Here is an 18,939-nt window from a genome sequence, read left to right on the forward strand (position 1 = left end):
AGAGAGTGAGGGGGTTTCCTCGACCCGGACCAGCCTTTTCTGCTGTGCAGAACAGGCCCACCCAGGCCAACGAGTCGATCGACCCTGCGCCGCAGCCCGCGTCGGCCAACATGATGGTGGCGGTCGGAACCAAGGTCCGCTTCGTCGTCACGGTGAGTGCGAACGCATCCTGAGGGCGGGGACCGCGTCGGCCGGACGCTCACGATGCGCCGCACCATCCACGTCGGCGGCGGCCGCCTTCGTCACCGCAACGCCCGTCCCGTCGGCCGCCGGCATCCGGCGGCCATCTTCGGCAGGAACACCGACCCGGTCCTGGGAGTGCTGGAAGCGGCCTGCCGGCCGGGGTCGCGCGTCATGGTTTCAGGGCGCTCGGCGCCACGACCTCGCCCGTGCTGCGCCCATCCGCGTCCAGCAGCCAGCCCATCCGCTTGGCCATGCGCAGCGTCACCGCGCTTTCGACGAGGTTGAGCCAGGGCATCCGGTCGCCCAGCAGCCGCTCGATGCGCAGCACCTCGGTCAGGGAGCGCGTCCACACTGTGAACATCATGTTGGTGTCCCCGGTCGTGGAGACGCATACCCGCAGCTCCGGCAGTGTCCGCAGGGCCGCCACCGTGCGCTCGTGCTCAAGGGCGGGCACGCGCGCCAGCCAGGTGCACGCGATCGGCCAGTGGGACTGGACCTGTGCGACTTCGCAGCGGAACGCCAGCACCTGTGACGCGAGCAGTCGTGCCAACTGCCGGCGCACGGTCGCCGGATTGCGGCCTGTGATGCGGGCCAGATCGGCCGCGGTGCACCGTCCGTCCACCGCGAGCGCCTCGATGAGCGGCCAGGCTCCGGACGGGGGCTCCCCGCGCTGCTCGGGGCGGCCACGGCGAGCCGCCGACTCCAGTGCGGCGACCTGCTTGCGATCGAGTGCGCCCAGCCGCCAGTCGCTGCCCTGTCGGTGGACCTCCTTGCCCAGGTAGGTGCGGTAGCTCTGTACGCCGCGCACCTTCGGCAGGTCGTCCAGCACGAACGCCGTCAGTGCCGGCAGGTCCGGCGTCATGACGGTCAGCAGCAGATCGCGGCCGCGGGCGGATTCCTCGACGGTGACGGCGCGTGCGTCCCGGCACAGGGCTCGTACGACGTCTGCACGCGCCCCCGGGGCGCAGTCCACCTCGACGAACGAGGTCACCATGTGCCGGGTCCCGGCCGGATGCGCGGTCACCCAGGCCAGTCCCTCCTCCCGCAGCCGCCGCCAGCGCGCGGCGAGCGTGGCCGGCTTCGAGCCGAGCACGCGCGCGGCCTCAGCCCAGCTGACGCGTGGCGCGATCTGCAGGGCGTTGATGAGCGCCAGGTCCTCCTCGAGGAGGGCCTCCGTCACAGAAATCACCTTCTGAGCCGTTGCGGTTCACGAATCGGCCGATGTGCGGCGTGCAGACAATCACAATCCCACACTGTCAACCACCCGTTAGCCGTATGACCTGAACCACAAACCGGAGGTGCCGTCGAGGTGACCGTGGTACTCGAAGACGCTCGGGCGATGGCAGGCGAACTCACCGAGCTGCGGCACGCCCTGCACACCGATCCCGAGATCGGCCTGGAGCTGCCCCGCACCCAGGAGAAGGTGCTCGCCGCGCTGGACGGCCTGCCGCTGGAGATCAGCACCGGCAAACGTACGACCTCGGTGACGGCGGTCCTGCGGGGCACCGCCATGGCCCCGGGCGGCCCCGGTGAGCCGCCCGTCGTGCTGCTGCGCGGCGACATGGACGCGCTGCCCGTGCAGGAGGCAGCCGACGTGCCGTACGCGTCGCGGACCGCGGGTGCCATGCACGCCTGCGGTCATGATCTGCACACCGTGATGCTCGTCGGCGCCGCCCGGCTGCTGTCCCGGCACCGCGACAGGCTCTACGGCGACGTCGTGCTGATGTTCCAGCCGGGCGAGGAGGGCTGGGACGGAGCCGGCGTCATGTTGGACGAGGGGGTCCTTGAGGCGGCCGGCCGGCCCGTCCACGCCGCGTACGCCCTGCACGTCTTCTCCGGTCTGGTGCCGCGGGGGCGGTTCGTCTCCCGGTCCGGCACGATCATGTCGGCCTCGGACGCCCTCCACGTCACGGTGCGCGGCGCCGGCGGACACGGCTCGACACCGCATCTGGCCGCCGACCCGGTGCCGGCCGTCAGCGCCATGGTGACGGGGCTGCAGACGATGGTCACTCGCGAGTTCGACGTCTTCGACCCGGTCGTGCTGACCGTCGGCTCCCTGCACGCGGGCACCCGGCGCAACGTCATCCCCGAGACCGCCGCGTTCGAGGCGACCGTGCGCACTTTCTCGGAGGCGTCCCGGGCACGGGTCATGGAGGCCGCGCCGCGCGTACTGCGCGGCATCGCCGCCGCCCACGGTGTGGAGGCGGAGGTGGAGTATGCGGCGGAGTATCCCCTCACCACCACCGACGCCGACGAGACTGCGCATGTCGCCCGGACCGTCGGCGAGGTCTTCGGCGAGGACCGCTACCGGCCGCTGGAGCATCCGCTCGGCGGCTCCGAGGACTTCTCCCGCGTCCTCGGCGCGGTGCCCGGCGCCTTCGTCGGCCTCGGTGCCGTGCCCGCCGGTGTCGACCCGGCCCGCGCCCCGTTCAACCACTCCCCGTACGCCCGTTTCGACGACGCCGTGCTCCCCGACGGCGCCGCTCTCTACGCCGAGTTGGCGCTGCGTCGGCTCGGAGAGTTGCCCCGCATGGCCCCGTCGCACCACCGCTGACCGCTCCGCCGAAAGGGAGCCGCACATGGCCGATACCGCCACACCCCAGGTGCAAGAGACGAAGACCCGCGCCGACAGGCTGAAGACCTTCGCCGGCGTGGGCCTCGGCAACGCCCTCGAATGGTTCGACTGGAACATCTACGCGATCTTCGCGCCGTATCTCGCGGCGCAGTTCTTCAGCAGTTCCGACCAGCTGTCCGCCGTGTTGTCCACCCTCGCAGTCTTCGCCGTGGGCTTCGCCGCCCGTCCCTTCGGGGGCTTCGTCTTCGGCTGGATCGCCGACCGCAGGGGCCGACGCTTCGCGATGAGCCTGTCCGTCGGCGGCGCGGCCGCGGGCAGCCTGCTCATCGGCATCGCACCGGCCTACGGCGCGGTGGGCGCCCTCGCGTCGCTGGTGCTGCTTCTCGCCCGGCTCGTGCAGGGCCTGGCACACGGCGGTGAACTGCCCGCGGCGCAGACCTACATCGCCGAGACCGCCCCGGGCCGCCGTCGCGGGTTGTGGGCCAGCCTGATCTATGTCTCCGGCACCGTGGGCATCATGGCCGGCACCGCGCTGGGCGCCGTCATGGCAACCGTGCTCAGCTCCAGTCGGATGGAGGCGTGGGGCTGGCGTGTGCCGTTCGTTCTCGGCGGACTCTTCGGCCTGTACGCCCTGGCCATGCGGCTTCGGATGCCCGAGACCGAGGCCTTCGAGGAGGAGTCCGGCAAGGACGTCGGCGACCAGGACCGGCCGTCGATGTGGCGGACGCTCGCCGAGCACCGCAAGCAGGCCCTCCAGGTCGTCGGCATGACCGTCGGGCTCACCGTCGCCTACTACGCCTGGGCGGTCTCCGCACCGCAGTACGCCATCAGCTCGCGCGGTCTCGACCCGGCGGGCGCCCTGTGGGCCGGACTCGCAGCCAACGTCGTCTTCCTGGTGGCCCTGCCGCTGTGGGGCGCGCTGTCGGACCGCATTGGCCGCAAGCCCGTGCTGCTCGTCTGCAGCCTCGGCACGGTCGCGGTCATCTTCCCGCTGAACTCCCTCGTCGGGCGCGAGTCCTGGCGGCTCGGCCTCGCCATGGCCATCGCGATGATCTTCATCGCGGCCGGCGCCGCGATCGTGCCGGCCGTGTACGCCGAGCTCTTCCCGACCCGGATCCGTACGATCGGCGTCGCCGTTCCGTACGCGCTGTGCGTCGCCGCCTTCGGCGGCACGGCCCCATACCTGCAGACCTGGATGGGAGCCGAGCTCGGCGGCGCGTACTTCACCGCCTACACGGCCATGCTGCTGCTGATCTCGTCCGCGGCCATCGTCACTCTCCCGGAGACCCGGAACCGCAGCATGCGCTGAGGCAAGTCGGCTCACGAGAGCGTCCCCGCATGGCCGTGTGAACCCACGAGCCGTGCGGGGAATCTCAACCGGATGCTTCGACCGCCCCTTCACCGTCATGTATGCGTGGGCGGTGCCGACGGACATGCCGAAGCCGGCGACGATCGGTTGACCTCTTCGCAGCCGTGAACACCGCAACCGAAAAGTCATCGGCAGGCTGTCCACACAGCATCGGGTCGTGGACCAGGTCACTACGGCTGATCGGCCAGCTCCTTCTCGACGGCGTGCGCCGCGGCCTCCAGCGTGGCGACGAGGGAGCGTAGGCGCTGCGGGTCGTAGCGCACGCTGGGCATCGACACGGAGAGGCCGGCCAGCGCCGTGCCGTCCCGGCCGCGCACCGGGACGCCGACCGCGACGAGGCCGCGTTCGGACCGCTCCTTGTTGACGGCGAAGCCGTTGCGACGCATGCGCCCGAGTTCCGTCCGCAGTTGCGCGAGATCGGGGCCATCGGCCGGGCGGTCGCGCTGGCGCCCGGGGCCGTAGACCTCCTCCAGCTCGCCATCGGTCAGCTCGGCGAGCAGCAGCAGGCCCGCCGTGGTGCGGTGGGCCGGGAAGACCATTCCCTCCCGGGACCCGACCCGCAGGGCCTGCAGGCACTCGACGCTGGCGATGAACCGCACCGTGTCCCCGGTGCGCACGATCAGGTTCGCCGTCTCGTCGAGGAGGCCGACGACCCGGTGCAGATGGGGCAGGGCCGCCGCGCGCAGCCGTGAGACGAGCGACTGGGAATGGGCGGCCAGCTCCAGGACCGGACCCGCGCGATAGACCCGGTCCTCGCCCTGCACGGCGAAGTCCCGGTAGACGAGCATCGCCAGGATCCGGTGTGCCGTCGACCGGGCCACCCCCAGGCGCTCCGCGAGCTGCGCCACGGTCGCGCCGCCCTCCAGTTGCAGGATGGTCGCCGCTCGCAGCGCGTGGTCCACGCTGGCGATGGGATAGGGCGGCGGCGTCTTCAGCGGCTTGTTCACGCGGGGTACCTCTCCCATTCTGCTATCCAGAATCTACATGTTCATCAGATAGACGTGCCGCACGCTGAGGGTGTGACTGATTCCCTCCTCACCCAAGACATCGCCGTGGGCTCCCCGGTACGGCTCCAGGCCGTCGCCGAGGAAGGGCAGCCCGAGGTCACCCCGGCGCTCAAGGAGCTGTACCAGGGCTTCGAGCAGGAACTGCTCGTCCCGCTGTGGACCGAGATCGGCGACCTGATGCCGGCCCACCCGCGCTCACATGCCGTGCCGCACCTGTGGCGCTGGGAGAAGCTGCGGGAGCTGGCCGCGCAGGCAGGGGATCTGGTCCCGGTGGGCCGCGGCGGTGAGCGCCGTGCCATCGCGCTGGCCAACCCCGCCCTCGGCGGCAGCCCCTTCGCCACCCCCACGCTGTGGGCGGCCGTCCAGTACCTGATGCCCGGCGAGGACGCTCCCGAGCACCGGCACACCCAGCACGCCTTCCGATTCGTCGTCGAGGGCTCGGGTGTGTGGACGGTGGTCGGCGGCGACCCGGTGCCGATGAACCGCGGTGACTTCCTTCCGCAGGCCGGCTGGAACTGGCACGCCCACCACAACGCGACCGCCGAGCCAATGGCCTGGATCGACGGCCTGGACATCCCCTTCCAGTACGTCACCGAGGCGCAGTTCTTCGAGTTCGGCCGCGACGAGATCAGCGAGGCCGAGCGGGTCACCCCGAAGCGGTCGCGTTCCGAACGGCTGTGGGGCCACCCCGGGCTGCGCCCGCTGTCGGCCGTCCCCAGCACGCCGGGCAGTCCACTGCTGTCGTACAAGTGGGAGTACACCGACGCGGCCCTGCGCGACCAGCTGCTGCTGGAGAAGGAGGGCTACGGCGGCACCGTCGGGTGCGGTCACGCCGCGGTGCGCTACGCCAACCCGCACGACGGCTCCGACGTGCTGCCGACGATCCGCGCCGAGTTCCACCGTGTTGCCCGGGGCGCCGAGACCGCGCCGGTGCGGGAGACCGGCTCGTCGGTCTACCAGGTCTTCGACGGCTCCGGCACCGTCACCGTTGGCGCCAAGTCCTGGACCGTGACCCGCGGAGACCTCTTCGTCGTCCCGTCCTGGGAGCCCTTCTCCGCGAAATCCGAGGCCGGCGCGACCGACTCCGACTCCGGCGCCCTCGACCTGTTCCGCTTCTCCGACGCGCCCGTCTTCGAGGCGCTCAAGCTCGATCGCACCCAGAAGGACGCCTGACCATGAAGCTCGCCACCCTCCGCACCGCCGACGGTACCCGGGCGGTCCGCCTCGACGGCGACGTCCTCGTCGACCTCGGGCACGCCGACCTGGGCGAGCTGTTCGCCGAGGACGGCTGGCAGGACAAGGCCGCCGCGGCCACGGGCACCACCTACGCGGCCGAGGGCGCCGACTTCGCGCCGCCCGTCCCGAACCCCTCGAAGGTCGTCTGTGTCGGCCACAACTACACCAATCACATCAAGGAGATGGGCCGGGACCTGCCGAGCCACCCGACCCTCTTCCCGAAGTTCGCCGACACCCTGCTCGGCGCCTACGACGACATCGTCAAGCCGGCCGAGACCGACGCGCTCGACTGGGAGGTCGAACTGGCCGTCGTCATCGGCAAGCAGGTGCGCCGCGCCGCCGAGCAGCAGGCCGCCGACGCCATCGCCGGCTTCACCGTCATGAACGACATCTCGCTGCGCGACTGGCAGTTCCGCACCATCGAGTGGACGCAGGGCAAGATCTGGGAGGCCACCACCCCGGTCGGCCCCTACGTCGTCACGCCCGACGAGGCCGGCGGCGTCCGCCCCGCCCTGGAGGTGAAGACGGTCGTCGACGGCGAGGTCATGCAGCAGGACGACACCGGCACACTCCTGTTCGACCCGGTGTTCCTGGTCCAGTACGTCTCCACCGTCATCACTCTGCGGCCCGGCGACATCATCGCCACCGGCACCCCGGCCGGCGTGGGCAATGCTCGCGACCCCAAGGTCTTCCTGCACCCCGGACAGACCGTGGTCACCGAGATCACCGGGCTGGGCGCCTGCGTCAACAAGGTGGTTCGGGCATGAGCACCGCCACGCGGACCCTCACCGACGCGCGCGCCTGGGCTCGCACCGGCACCGAGCTGCTGCTGGATGCTGTCGCCGGACTCGACGAGGCCGGCTTCTCGGCCCCCAGCGCCCTCCCGGACTGGACGCGCAAACACCTCGTGGCACACGTCGCCGCCAACGCCGACGCCCTGGGCAACCTGGTGCACTGGGCGGCCACCGGCGAGAAGAAGCCGATGTACGCCTCCGCCGAGGAGCGCGCCGCCGGCATTGCCAAGGGCCCTGCCCTGTCGGGCGAGGAGCTGCGCTCCTGGCTGACGGCCTCCGCGCACAGGCTGGCGGCGGGCCTGGACCGGCTCACCGATGAGCAGTGGCAGCACGAGGTGGTCACCGCCCAGGGCCGTACCGTCTCCGCCACCGAGCTGCCCTGGATGCGCGCCCGCGAGGTGTGCGTCCACGCCGTCGACCTCGGCACGGGCGTGGTCACCTTCGCCGACCTGCCGGAGGACTTCCTGACCGCGCTGGTGGCCGAGATCAGCGCCAAGCGCGCGCTGACCGAGCTGCCCGACGGGCCGCTGCCCGAGGTCGCCGCTTGGCTGGCCGGCCGTCCCCATGCGCTCGTCGGCGTCCCCGAACTCGGTCCCTGGCTCTGAAAGGTGAGTCTTGTGTCCCAACCCGATATGACACCTGATGTGATCGTCGTCGGCGGTGGCATCGGCGGCCTCGGCGCGGCGTTCTCGCTGACCCGCCAGGGCCTCGCCGTCCGCCTGCTGGAGAGCGCCCCCGCCTTCGGCGAGGTCGGCGCCGGCATCCAGCTGGCCCCCAACTGCACCCGCATCCTCGACGACTACGGCCTCCTGGACGAGGCCAGGAGCCTCGGCGTGGTCCCGGACGCGATGGTCATGCGCGACGCCGTCGACGGCGACGAACTGACCCGGATCGACCTGCGCGACCTGGAGAAGCGCTACGGCTACCCCTACCTGGTCATCCACCGCAGCGACCTGCACGGTCTGCTCCTGCGCGCCTGCGAACGCGCGGGAGTCGAGCTGGTCAACGACGCGCAGGTGACGTCGTACGAGAACACCGCCGACGGCGCCCGCGTCACCCTCGCCTCCGGCGGGACCCACGAGGCCGGAATCGTGATCGCGGCGGACGGCCTGCACTCCGTCGCCCGCAGGCTGTTCGTCGACGACCGGCCCGTCTCCTCGGCGTACGTCGCCTACCGTGGCACCGTACCCGCCGAGCAGCCGAGGGTGAGGTCCGTGGACCTCAGCGAGGTCGTGGTGTACGTCGGCCCCCGCTGCCACTTCGTCCACTACGGCCTGCGCGGTGGCGAACTGCTCAACCAGGTCGCCGTCTTCGAGTCGCCCAAGGCGCTGGCCGGACAGGAGGACTGGGGCACGCCGGACGAGCTGGACGCCGCCTTCGCCCAGACCTGCGACTTCGTGCGGGACGGGCTGCCGTACATGTGGCGCGACAAGTGGTGGCGAATGTTCGACCGCGCCCCGATCATGAACTGGGTGCACGGCCGGATCGCGCTGCTCGGCGACGCCGCGCACCCGCCGCTCCAGTACATCGCGCAAGGCGCGATCATGGCCATCGAGGACGGCTGGGTGCTGGGCGAGCACGTCGCCCGCAACCGCACCGCGGACGGCGCGGTCGACTGGAGCGCCGCGCTCGCCGCCTACGAGGCCGTCCGGCCGGAGCACTGCCGCCGTGTGCTGACCACCTCCCGCAGGTGGGGCGAGCTGTGGCACCTCGACGGTCTCGCCCGCGAGCAGCGCAACGCCCTGCTGCGCGCCCGCGACACCTACGACTACTCCTTCACCGACTGGCTGTACGGCCCGACCGCCCTGACGCCGGACCAGGAACCGGAGATGTTCACGCCCATCCCGCTGTCCTCCGTGGCCATCGGCGAAGAGGTGCTGACGGGGGACGCGGCATGAGTAACGCCTGCCTCTACGCCGCGGCCCGCGCGTGGTTCCTCGCCGGCCGGCGTGCGTTCCGACGATCTCGCCGCCACCGCGCTGACCCGGCCTGCTCGACAAGGCCCCGGAACTGGACCGCGCTGCGATCGGTGATGTGGTGTGGGGCAACGCCAACAAGGCCGACAGGGACAACCGCGACGTCGGCCGCATGGCCGTCCTGCTCGCCGGGCTGCCGGTGAGCGTGCCCGCCACCGCCGCGAACCGGCTTTGCGGATCCAGCCTGGATGCCGCGATCAGCGCTTCACGCATCCTGAAGTCCGGCGACGCGGACACCGCCGTCGCCGGCGCGTGGGGTCCATGATCCGCGCGCTCTGGGTGCCGCCCAAGCCGGACCAGGTGTTCCCCGCGCGCCACGCCACGGCCGTCTCCACGACGACGCTGGACCGGCGGCTGGCCACCCCGCGATGCCGAAGGAGTTGAGGTCTCGCTGGGAGGAGGCAACGAACTCCTCCAAAGAGGAGTTCGCCACCTCCCGCGCGTGCCAGGACGAGTTCGCGGTGCGCTCGCACCGGCTCGCCGCCGCATGGAACGACGGCTTCCAGACGAATTGGTCGTGCCCGTCGACGGGCACCCCCGTGACGAGGGCATCCGCTCCGGCACCGCTGCCGAACTGGCGGCCGTCGTGCCGTCGTTCCGCCCGGGCGGCACGATCACGGCCGGCAACGTCGAAGCCACCCAGCCCGGGGCTACCGTCCGCGTACCGCGGCGCTTCGGGAGACGAGACTCCGCGCGTGCTGAGGGAGACTGGCGGCCTTCAGCGCACTGTATCTCCCGCTCGCCACCAGTTGGAACTTGACGCCCTCCCGGCCTTCGGGGTGCTCGTAGCCGTTAGGGAGGAACCGCCGGTAGTGCTCGCCGGCGCGCTCGAAGAACTGCGGGCGCTCGGAGCGGGAGAGACATCCCTCGAGATTGAGGAGGAAGAGGTAGTGACGAATCATACGAGTGAAGAGAAAGGGAGCCACAACGTCCAGCGCGTCGCGTTCCTTGAGCAAATTGAAGCTCTCTTCGTACCGGCTGAAGACGTCGAAGTGGGTGCCGTCCGGTGAGCCTGCGGGGTGTTGAGTGTGCCGACGACGGATCTGGACGCAGTTCCATTTCAGGACGGCGATCCGGTCGGCGGCGAGCATGGCGCGGTGGACGACTGCGACCTCCTCGTGGAGGCCGTCAGGGAACGCGAGTCCCTGACGTATCCACAGGTCGCGGCGGATCAAACGGTCCCAGGAGTAGGCGGGAGCACCGAAGAGCTCTGGCTGGTCGATCAAGGTGAAGGGCTCACGTCCTTGCCGTTCAAGCAGGTCGGCGGCGGCACCGGGCCAGGTGCGGGCGCGATGGAGGCGAGTGTGCCCGAAGAGAAGAACATCCGGCTTGCCTGCTGATTGCAGCTGATCGCCCATCGCCTGAAGCGTTTCGCCCCCGACGACGTGATCGCTGTCCAGGAACAGCAGGTAGTCACCGGTGGCGCGCTCGGCCCCCGCGTTGCGAATCCGGCCGATGCCGACGACGCCCGTCAGCCGCACGACCGATACCCGCCCATCGCGCCGGGCATAGCCATCCACCAAGTCCGCAGGGCATTCCGCGGACTGGTCCAGGACCGCGACAACCTCCACGTTCCGGAAGGACTGGCTCAGTATCGAATTGAGGCAGACCTCCAGCTGTCTCTGAAGGTCGTGCGCGGCGACTATGACACTGATCATCGGGGGAGCGAGCATGGTGGTCGAACATAGGTGGACAGTTCACGGCGTGACAAGTCCCTCGGGTCCCCAGTCTGCAGCCGCAAGTCGGCCCGCTCGGGCGGGCCGTGGCGCGGACGCCTTGATACACGGGCCGACCCCGATCACGCCTTCCGGCCTGCAGGGGCCGCGACAGCCGCTGTTGGCCTGTGCCCCTTCCCCGCCCGCGTTCGGGACTGTGACGCTTGAACGTCCCGCTGCGCTGTTACTGCTGGGCACTCCTGTGACAGCTGTGCCCTGCGATGGCTGATGACAAGGACAACGGGTCTTCCGGGTGGGGCATGAGAACTGAACACGGGGTTCGGCGCGGTCGTCGTCGAGCCGGTCTGAGAACGCGCACGTGGGTGGCGCTGGGGGCGGTCGTCGCCGGTGGCGGCGTGGCTGTGGCGACCGTCGCGATGGCCGGGTCGCCGGGCCATGCAGGAGCGTCGGCCGCGCGGGGACCGATCAAGACGCACGTCCACTCACTGTCCCTGACTGGGGCGAGTGCGTCGCTCAAGACACTGGGGGCCCAGGCCACGGCTCCGTTCAGCATGGTGGGTGTCACCTGGAACGGCGCGCACGCCAAGCTGCGCGGCGCGGTGGAGGTGCGGACCCGTTCCGCCGTCAGCGGCCACTGGACGTCGTGGCTGAAGATGCAGCAGCCGGACGACATCCCCGACGCCGCCGAGCTGAACCGGCCCGGTGTGCGTGGCGGGATGTCGCCCATGTGGTCGGGGCCGTCGAACGGTATCCAGGTCCGTGCGACCGGCGCGGGCAAGGCGACCGCGTTGCCCGCCGGGCTGCGGGTGGACCTGGTCGACCCGGGCGAGCCGGCCGGCGGCGCGACGCAGCAGTCGGGCATGGGCCTGGCGGGATATGCCGTGGACGCGACGTCAACCGACACCGCGACGCCGACGGACAGCGTCGCTCCTACCGACACCGCACCAGCCACTGCAGGCAGCGACGCTTCGGGGACCCCGACCGCGACGGACTCCGCCTCGCCCACCGACATCCCCACGCCCACGGACTCGGCATCGATCGCGCCGTCCAACGGGACCTCCGCATCCAGCTCGCCAAGTGCGTCCCCGACGTCCTGGCCCAGCCAGCTTCCGTCGCTGTCCGAGGCGTACCCGTCCTGCACGACCTCCTCCAGCAGCCCCTCCGCGACCGCGTCGCCGACCCCGCCGGACCCGGTGCCGGCCGCGACCACCTCGACGGTGGCACCGCCGACCGTGGTCACCCGGGCCGGCTGGGGCGCGGACGAGTGCGCGCGGGATACGGGTTACCCGTCGTACGGCTCGGCGGTGAAAGTGATGTTCGTCCACCACACCGACACCACCAACGACTACTCCTGTGCCGACTCCCCGGCGATCGTGCGCGGCATCTACGCCGAGCACCTCAACCAGGGCTGGCGCGACCTCGGCTACAACTTCCTCGTCGACAAGTGCGGCACCATTTTCGAGGGCCGCTTCGGCGGGATGGCGCTGCCCGTTGTGGGCGCCCAGACCTACGGGTTCAACACCAACAGCATGGGCGTGGCCGCCATCGGCACCTACACCGACCTCAGCGGCGGCGACTCCACGGCCAGCACCTTCCCCGGGGCCGCGCCGAGCCAGGCGATGATGGCGTCCATCGCCCGCATCGCGGCCTGGAAGTTCGGCATGACCGGCGTGAACCCGGGCACCGGTACCGCGTCCCTGCCCGAGGGCTCCTCCGACAGCCACGGCTTCACCCTGGGCAACAGCTACAGCTTCAACGTGGTCTCCGGGCACCGCAACGGCTTCGCCACCGACTGCCCCGGCAACCAGCTCTACAACGCCCTGAGCACGATCCGCTCCTACGCGTCCGGCCCGGTCGGCACGGTCTCCGTCACCGGACTCGCCGGCGGGGCGGTCAAGTCCGGGACGAGCTACTACACCAAGGGCGCGGCCACAGTGAGCTGGACGACCTCCACGCCGTCCGCGGTGATCTCCGGGTTCGACGTCCTGGTCGACGGGAAGGCCGTGGCGCACACCTCAGCCTCCGCCCGTTCCACCTCGATCTCGGTAGCCTCCGGCACCCACACGGTCCAGGTCCGCGCCACCCATGTCCGGGGTTCGACCACGCTGTCCGGCTCGGTCACCCTGGTCGGTGACACGACCGCGCCGACCTTCCCGACCGCTCCCGGCGTGCGGGTGCGCACCGGCACGGTGAACTCCACCTCGGTCCCGGTCACGGTGACCTGGAAGGCCGCGGACAACGCGGCACTCGCCAAGGTCATGGCGACCTCGCCGTCCTCGGCCACCTTCGGCCCGACGGTGACCTCCTGGGCCACCACTGCCAAGCCCGGCGCCTCGGACCTGTTCGCCCTGAAGGCGTACGACGTAGCCGGCAACACCGGCGGCGCCTCCGTCTACCGGACGCCGAACATCATTCAGGAGACCTCCACCACCCGCACCGGCACCTGGACCCGCAAGAGCAGCACCAGCTACCTGGGCGGCTACTCGTACAGCTCGTCGTCCGCCAAGGCCTCGATCAGCTGGACCTTCACCGGACGCTCGGTGGCCTGGATCGTCTCGCGGGCTTCCACTTCGGGCCAGGCCTACGTCTACCTCGACGGCACCAAGGTCACCACGGTGGACCTGAAGTCGTCCACCACCCTCTACCGGCAGGCGCTCTGGACCAAGACCTGGTCCAGCCCCGCCAAACACACCCTCAAGATCGTCGTGGTCGGCACCTCGGGCCGCCCGGCCATCACCACCGACGGCATCGCAACCATCAGCTGAACCCTCGGCCGCACTTCACGAAGGAGCCCTCCGCCCGCGGACGGAGGGCTCCTTCGGCGGCCTCGCTCCGCTAAAGGGTCCTCACAAAGGCGTTGGACGGGGCGGTGTGTGATGAGGCAGGTGGCGAGGCCGAGGAAGGCTTCGTGGTTGTAGTCGCGGTCGGCGAACAGCATGTCGGGCCGTCGCCTGTGCCGGTCGACAAGTCCTGCGACGGCCGGGACCTTGTCCAGCAGAGGCAGCAGCTGGGCGATGTCGTTGCGGTTGCCGCCGGTCAGCGACACCGCGAGGAGGATGCCCTGCCCGTCGGTGAGGATGTGGTGCTTGCTGCCCGGCCGTGCGCGGTGGACCGGGCTGGGCCCGCTTCTGGGCCCCGCCGGGCTGCCCGCACGTGGGAGGAATCGATCACCGCCCGCGACCAGTCCAGCTTCTTCACCGAGCGCAGCTTCTTCAGCAGCACCAGGATGTGGCGTTCCTCCGCGACGGCGACGAAGTACCGGAGCGAGCGGAGGTCCACCGCAAACACGATACCCGCGCGGTATCGGACGTACCGAGATGGTCTTGGACTGCAGATACCGCGACGGCCAACGATGGGAGGCAGTGGAGCCGACAAGGAGGGATCTTCATGACCAACCCCGCTCTCACGGTCGGGTGCTTCGAGTACGACACGACGCGGGCGCTGTTCGACGGGTCCGTCAGGGAAGACGGCATCGACGTCACGATGGGGACCGCTGCCACCCTGCCGGAGATCTTCGATCGCCTGATCCGCGGAAACGCCTTCGACGTCGCCGAACTCGGGCTCACGTTCTACCTGCGGCTCCTGGATACCGGCTTGCCGTACGTCGCGATGCCGATCTTCCCGAACCGCGTGTTCCGGCACTCCTGCATCTTCGTCAACATCCACAGCGGGATCACCGAACCGGGTGATCTTGCAGGCAAGACCATCGGCGAGTTCGGCACCTACGGCCAGGACTCCGGTGTGTGGGCCAAGGGGATCCTGATGGACGAGTACGGGTTCGAGCCCGAGAAGAGCCGTTGGGTGATCGGCGGCCTCGAACACCCCGCGTTCCCCTTCGACTTCATCCCGCATCCGCACCCGGGTGAAGTCGACGTGAGCGTCGCGCCCGGGGAAGACACTGAACGCGATGCTCGACTCCGGCGAGATCGACGCCCTGGTTTCGGCGAACGTCCCGGAGTGCGTGCTCGCCGGTTCCCCGAACGTCCGCCGCCTGTTTCCCGACTTCGAACCATTGGAACGCGACTACTACCGGCGAATGGGCATCTTCCCGATCATGCACACCATGGTCATCCGGCGGGATCTCCTGCGGGACCGTCCCGGCCTCGCGCACGGCGTCTACCGCATCTTCTCCCGGGCCAAGGACGCCGCCGCAGACCGCTACGGCCAGAACGGGCGGCTCTACCAGGTGCAGACCATGGTTCCGTGGATGAACGCCCTCGTCGAGCGCAATCGCGAGGAGTTCCCCGAGGACTGGTGGCCCTACGGCATCACCGTCAACCGCACCGCCCTCGACGCCAATCTGCGCTATCACCACGAGCAGGGCCTGACCACGCGGCAGTGGAGGATCGAGGACGTCTTCGCCGCGGAGCTACTCGCTACCTGACTGGAGTACTACGGGTGCGCTACGCGCAGCGCGGGGCTGTCAGAGGAGGGTGTTGTACGTGCCCCAGCCGACGCCGATCCGGATGCGGGTGGCGACGGCGGGGGCGGCTCCGGCGTCGAGGGCTGCTTGGCAGCGGGCGAGTCGCCGCTCGCATTCCTTGATCGCCTGGCGCGGGAGGCGACGCCGCGCGCCCCGGGTGTGCGGCCCCTCTTCCCCGCCCGAGCCTGTCGACGGCCCCGTTGCGCCTGTGCTGACAGGGCCGTTGCCCGCCCTTCTCAGCAACTTCTCAACGTCTTCTCAAAGTCCTCGGCCGACACCTCGTGCAGGCTGTTCCAGGCCAGTGCCTGCTTCACTTCCGTCGCTCCGGCGCCGCGGGCCCACGGTCTTACCTGGAGGGGTGAACGCGGCGGGTTTGTCGAATGTTCAGGTTCCGGCTGTTGCCGCGACAGAACTGTCGATTACCCCTGTTCCGCATCGCTGCCCGCGTCATCAATAGCAACTGGAGTTAGTTGTGACCCGCCGATCCGTACGACTGGCCGCCGCCCTCGGTGTCGCCACGACCCTCGCCGGAGGCTCACTCGCCGCGGCGTCGGAGCTCACCGGCACCTCCGCCGCGCCGCAGAAGCCCGCAGCCGCCAAGCACGTCCTCCTACTGTCCGTCGACGGTCTGCACCAGTCGGATCTGTCCTGGTACGTCGCCCGCCACCCCGGCTCCGCGTTGGCCCGGCTGGTGAACGGCGGCGTGCACTACAGCAACGCGCACACCACCACCCCCTCGGACTCCTTCCCCGGCATGACCGCTCAGGTCACCGGCGGCGGCCCGGGCACCACCGGCGTCTACTACGACGACACGTACAACCACGCGCTGCTTCCGGCCGGTACCACCAACTGCAAGACCGCCAAGCCCGGTGTTGAGGTGGACCTCACCGAGGACCTGGACAAGAACAAGGCTGCCCTCGACGCCGGCCAGGGCCTCAAGAACCTGCCGGGCAGCATCCTGCAGATGACCGGTCGGCCGCAGAGCCTGCTCGACCCGAGCAAGCTGCCGGTCGACCCCAGGACATGCAAGCCGGTCTACCCGCACTCGTACCTGCAGGTGAACACGGTCTTCAACGTGGCTCGCCACGCCGGTCTGCGTACCGCGTGGTCGGACAAGCACATCGCGTACGACATCCTCAATGGCCCGTCCGGCACGGGCATCCAGGACCAGTTCTCCCCGGAGATCAACAGCGACGCCAACGGCTACCCGGCCGGTAACGACTGGACCACCGACAACAAGGCCACCGAGCAGTACGACAATTACAAGGTCCAGGCCGTCCTCAACGAGATCGACGGCTACGACCACTCCCGCAGGCACAAGGTCGGCACCCCGGCGATCTTCGGCATGAACTTCCAGTCGGTTTCCACCGCCCAGAAGCTCCCCACCTCCGAGGGCCTCAGGGGCGGCTACGCGGCCAAGGGCGTCCCCGGCCGGCTGCTGCAGAAGAACCTCGACTTCGTCAACAATGAAGTCGGCGCGATGGTCAAGGAAATCCAGGCCAAGGGCCTGGCCTCCAGCACGGACATCGTCCTGTCCGCCAAGCACGGCCAGTCGCCGACAGACCCCAGTGCCCTGACCCGTATCGACGACGGCCCGCTGCTCGACGGTCTCAACGCAGCCTGGAAGAAGAAGCATGCGGGCGCCGGTGACCTTGTCGCGCACTCTGTGGATGACGACGGCATGCTGCTGTGGCTGAACGATCGCTCCGCCGAGGCCACGTCATTCGCCAAGCGGTACCTGCTCGCCCAGAGCGGTCAGGGCAACGACATCAACGGCGATGCCAAGGCGTTCACCACCAGTGGCCTCAGCAAGGTCTACGCGGGCAGGGAGGCTGCCGCGTACTTCGGCGTCAAACCCGGTGACGCGCGGGTGCCGGACCTGTTCGGCATCGCCAAGTACGGCGTCGTCTACACCGGCGGCCACAAGAAGATTGCCGAGCACGGCGGCGCCCACGCCGATGACTTGAACGTCCCGCTCATCATCTCCGGCGCCGGCACCCCCGCGGGTGTCACAAGGTCGGGTCAGGTCGAGACCACCCAGATCGCGCCGACGATCCTTTCCCTCCTCGGCCTGAACCCCGACAACCTACAGGCCGTCCAGAAGGAACACACCCAGGTCCTGCCGGTCCGTTGACCCTCGGCAACCCGTAACTCCGGCGCGGGTGGGCCGTGTGCAGAACAGCGTGCGGCCCGGCCGTGCATGCGTGCCGTCAAGTTCTGGATGTGCCACGGCCTGCCCGCAAGCACGAGCCCGCTGAAAAGGGAAGCCGATTCCGGAGGCGGGCGAGGATCTGGGCATTCATCCCGGGACGCTGCACAGCTGGTGTCGCGGGCGCGGCGCAGCGGGTCGCCGTTGGTGCGTCGGCGGGCGAGGGCCAACAGGGCTTGCTTGTGCCCCTTCCTGCTGCGCGTGATGTGGGGTTCGGTGCGGCGCCGGCGTACCGATGCCCTTGTTTCTCACGGGGAACTCCCGCTCGGCAGTGCGTCGGCGGTGCCGGAATCCGGTGGGACGGGTTTCGCGCGTACCGGGCCGGACGGGGTGCGCGGCCATGCCGTACGCGCGGCCAGGCAGCCCAGCGCGAAGGACGTCAAGTGGCCGACGTCGGCGAGTTTCTGGTCGTACAGCACCGCGGCCGTCAGCGCCGCAGCGAGCAGGGGCAGGCCGTAACGCCGCAGCGGGCCGTCGACGAGTGCGAGCAGGCAGGCGCCCGTTGTCACCAGGCCGTAGCTGATGCCCACGTCACGGGACCGGGTGGGGACGCCCGGCAGATGGGCGACGTGCATCAGCCACAGGGCCCCCTCGGTGAGCAGGGTCGCGGTGAGATGGCCGAAGACGAACACGCCGCAGGCGCGCCGCGTGCCCCAGCGCCATTCGGCGGATCCCAGGACCAAGGCCACGGCGGCGATACCGACCAGGGTCGGCACGCCGTCGACCACCAGGCCGCTGGTGAACAGGGTCCACCACTTGCCGACATCCATGTGATGGACATTGCTGCTGTTGTGGCGCACGAAACGGGCGCGCTCTGCCGCAGGTTGTCCCTTCAGCCACCACGCGGTCAGCAGCAGGGCCGTCACGTACACGGCGGTACCCGGCAGCCGCCGCGGCAGCGTCCTCGCAGCCCTCATCCCCGTCCGTTCCCTGTGCTTCGTTCTTCTCGACGTGTGCGCTCACGTGTGCGCTCGGGTACTCACGGGCGGTGTGCCCGGCCTTCTCGGGAAGAGACCGTCGGTCGCTGCGTCCGGTTCCGACGGAGGCCGACATAAAAGGGTGTCTCTGATCGCCGGTTGGCGACGCGGCAATCGGCCTGGTCTCCGGCGGGAGTGGTGACCGCAGCGCGGGTGGGGGAGCGGTGCGACTCGGGGCCTGGGTTCCTGTGGAGCAGGTCATCAGTGGCCCAAGGCTGCTCCAAATAAAGGACGCACACTCCGGAATCCGGACGCCGGGGTCGGGTTCCGGCCAGTCCTTCGCGAACCGCGCATGAACCGACAGCGACTTCGTCGCCACCGTGCGTGAACGCCGGGCGAAGGGGTGGTGTTCGGGCGCGGGGGCGGCGACCGCGTCCGACGGTTCGCCGTCGCGGGCCTCAGGCCGGAACCCTTCCTTGTTGTGGCGCGAGAGCCTGGCCATACTCGTCGGCGCTTGGCATGGGCACGACTTGGGCTTGTGAACGCCGACAGGTCCCGTGCCCTCATTCCTCCG

16 protein-coding genes and 1 pseudogene are annotated in these 18,939 nt (G+C 70.0%); 11 read left to right on the forward strand and 6 right to left on the reverse strand.

Going from position 1 to position 18,939, the window contains the following annotated elements; translation table 11 throughout:
- The first annotated feature begins 44 nt into the window (after window positions 1–44).
- Window positions 45–173 carry a hypothetical protein gene (locus IE217_RS35115; protein ID WP_268249162.1) on the forward strand — a complete coding sequence of 43 codons (129 nt, stop codon included), beginning with the start codon at window positions 45–47 and terminating at the stop codon, window positions 171–173.
- A 179-nt stretch (window positions 174–352) separates the two neighbouring features.
- Here IE217_RS35115 and IE217_RS20965 read toward each other — a convergent pair whose 3' ends face one another.
- Window positions 353–1,363, reverse strand: coding sequence for an Lrp/AsnC family transcriptional regulator (locus tag IE217_RS20965; RefSeq protein WP_190179437.1), 1,011 nt, complete (start codon window positions 1,361–1,363; stop codon window positions 353–355).
- A 159-nt stretch (window positions 1,364–1,522) separates the two neighbouring features.
- Between IE217_RS20965 and IE217_RS20970 the strand changes: the two genes are divergently transcribed.
- On the forward strand, window positions 1,523–2,737 hold the full coding sequence (locus tag IE217_RS20970; RefSeq protein ID WP_190179438.1) for a M20 metallopeptidase family protein: 1,215 nt from the start codon (window positions 1,523–1,525) through the stop codon (window positions 2,735–2,737).
- Between the two features lie 25 nt (window positions 2,738–2,762).
- Window positions 2,763–4,067, forward strand: a complete 1,305-nt coding sequence (locus IE217_RS20975) for an MFS transporter (protein ID WP_190179439.1) — start codon at window positions 2,763–2,765, stop codon at window positions 4,065–4,067.
- Window positions 4,068–4,297: 230 nt separating this feature from the next.
- On the opposite strand, the gene IE217_RS20980 is transcribed toward IE217_RS20975, so the two are convergent.
- The gene (locus IE217_RS20980; protein ID WP_190179440.1) at window positions 4,298–5,074 is read right to left on the reverse strand and encodes an IclR family transcriptional regulator; all 777 of its coding nucleotides are present in this window, start codon (window positions 5,072–5,074) and stop codon (window positions 4,298–4,300) included.
- Window positions 5,075–5,146: 72 nt separating this feature from the next.
- On the opposite strand from IE217_RS20980, the gene IE217_RS20985 reads away from it, so the two are divergent.
- The 5 genes from IE217_RS20985 to IE217_RS35435 all read left to right on the forward strand — a co-directional run bounded on the left by IE217_RS20985 (window position 5,147) and on the right by IE217_RS35435 (window position 9,405).
- Window positions 5,147–6,307 carry a cupin domain-containing protein gene (locus IE217_RS20985; RefSeq protein WP_190179441.1) on the forward strand — a complete coding sequence of 387 codons (1,161 nt, stop codon included), beginning with the start codon at window positions 5,147–5,149 and terminating at the stop codon, window positions 6,305–6,307.
- A gap of 2 nt (window positions 6,308–6,309) precedes the next feature.
- Window positions 6,310–7,137, forward strand: a complete 828-nt coding sequence (locus tag IE217_RS20990) for a fumarylacetoacetate hydrolase family protein (RefSeq protein WP_190179442.1) — start codon at window positions 6,310–6,312, stop codon at window positions 7,135–7,137.
- On the forward strand, window positions 7,134–7,769 hold the full coding sequence (locus tag IE217_RS20995) for a maleylpyruvate isomerase N-terminal domain-containing protein (RefSeq protein ID WP_190179443.1): 636 nt from the start codon (window positions 7,134–7,136) through the stop codon (window positions 7,767–7,769). Before IE217_RS20990 ends, IE217_RS20995 begins: the two co-directional genes overlap by 4 nt.
- 39 nt (window positions 7,770–7,808) lie before the next feature.
- On the forward strand, window positions 7,809–9,062 hold the full coding sequence (locus IE217_RS21000) for an FAD-dependent oxidoreductase (RefSeq protein WP_190179579.1): 1,254 nt from the start codon (window positions 7,809–7,811) through the stop codon (window positions 9,060–9,062).
- A gap of 136 nt (window positions 9,063–9,198) precedes the next feature.
- The gene (locus tag IE217_RS35435) at window positions 9,199–9,405 is read left to right on the forward strand and encodes a thiolase family protein (RefSeq protein WP_373298085.1); all 207 of its coding nucleotides are present in this window, start codon (window positions 9,199–9,201) and stop codon (window positions 9,403–9,405) included.
- Window positions 9,406–9,790: 385 nt separating this feature from the next.
- Here the strand turns inward: IE217_RS35435 and IE217_RS21010 are convergent, their stop codons facing one another.
- Complete coding sequence (locus IE217_RS21010; protein ID WP_190179444.1) at window positions 9,791–10,798, reverse strand: glycosyltransferase family 2 protein; 1,008 nt, start codon at window positions 10,796–10,798, stop codon at window positions 9,791–9,793.
- A 569-nt stretch (window positions 10,799–11,367) separates the two neighbouring features.
- Between IE217_RS21010 and IE217_RS21015 the strand changes: the two genes are divergently transcribed.
- Window positions 11,368–13,581 carry an N-acetylmuramoyl-L-alanine amidase gene (locus IE217_RS21015; protein WP_229865460.1) on the forward strand — a complete coding sequence of 738 codons (2,214 nt, stop codon included), beginning with the start codon at window positions 11,368–11,370 and terminating at the stop codon, window positions 13,579–13,581.
- A gap of 191 nt (window positions 13,582–13,772) precedes the next feature.
- Here IE217_RS21015 and IE217_RS35440 read toward each other — a convergent pair.
- Window positions 13,773–13,895: pseudogene (locus IE217_RS35440) on the reverse strand (IS5/IS1182 family transposase); the annotation flags it as partial.
- A complete protein-coding gene (locus IE217_RS34820; protein WP_229865462.1) occupies window positions 13,853–14,638 on the reverse strand; it encodes a hypothetical protein in 786 nt (261 codons plus the stop codon). The pseudogene IE217_RS35440 and the gene IE217_RS34820, both read right to left, overlap by 43 nt.
- An 85-nt stretch (window positions 14,639–14,723) precedes the next feature.
- On the opposite strand from IE217_RS34820, the gene IE217_RS34825 reads away from it, so the two are divergent.
- Window positions 14,724–15,200, forward strand: a complete 477-nt coding sequence (locus IE217_RS34825; protein WP_229865464.1) for a hypothetical protein — start codon at window positions 14,724–14,726, stop codon at window positions 15,198–15,200.
- 511 nt (window positions 15,201–15,711) lie between these two features.
- A complete protein-coding gene (locus IE217_RS21025; protein WP_190179446.1) occupies window positions 15,712–17,373 on the forward strand; it encodes an alkaline phosphatase family protein in 1,662 nt (553 codons plus the stop codon).
- Window positions 17,374–17,696: 323 nt separating this feature from the next.
- Here IE217_RS21025 and IE217_RS21030 read toward each other — a convergent pair whose 3' ends face one another.
- Window positions 17,697–18,365, reverse strand: coding sequence for a rhomboid-like protein (locus IE217_RS21030; RefSeq protein ID WP_229865466.1), 669 nt, complete (start codon window positions 18,363–18,365; stop codon window positions 17,697–17,699).
- Window positions 18,366–18,939: the final 574 nt, after the last annotated feature.

Origin of the sequence: Streptomyces naganishii JCM 4654, assembly GCF_014650575.1 — a bacterium.
Taxonomy (GTDB): domain Bacteria; phylum Actinomycetota; class Actinomycetes; order Streptomycetales; family Streptomycetaceae; genus Streptomyces; species Streptomyces naganishii.

Excerpts from the sequence above, each read along its gene's own strand:
- IE217_RS20970 (WP_190179438.1), top strand. The coding sequence starts at position 1,523 with ATGGCAGGCGAACTCACCGAGCTGCGGCACGCCCTGCACACCGATCCC.
- IE217_RS20975 (WP_190179439.1), top strand. The coding sequence starts at position 2,763 with ATGGCCGATACCGCCACACCCCAGGTGCAAGAGACGAAGACCCGCGCC.
- IE217_RS20990 (WP_190179442.1), top strand. The coding sequence starts at position 6,310 with ATGAAGCTCGCCACCCTCCGCACCGCCGACGGTACCCGGGCGGTCCGC.
- IE217_RS20995 (WP_190179443.1), top strand. The coding sequence starts at position 7,134 with ATGAGCACCGCCACGCGGACCCTCACCGACGCGCGCGCCTGGGCTCGC.
- IE217_RS21010 (WP_190179444.1), bottom strand. The coding sequence starts at position 10,798 with ATGATCAGTGTCATAGTCGCCGCGCACGACCTTCAGAGACAGCTGGAG.
- IE217_RS21015 (WP_229865460.1), top strand. The coding sequence starts at position 11,368 with ATGGTGGGTGTCACCTGGAACGGCGCGCACGCCAAGCTGCGCGGCGCG.
- IE217_RS34825 (WP_229865464.1), top strand. The coding sequence starts at position 14,724 with ATGCTCGACTCCGGCGAGATCGACGCCCTGGTTTCGGCGAACGTCCCG.
- IE217_RS21030 (WP_229865466.1), bottom strand. The coding sequence starts at position 18,365 with ATGAGGGCTGCGAGGACGCTGCCGCGGCGGCTGCCGGGTACCGCCGTG.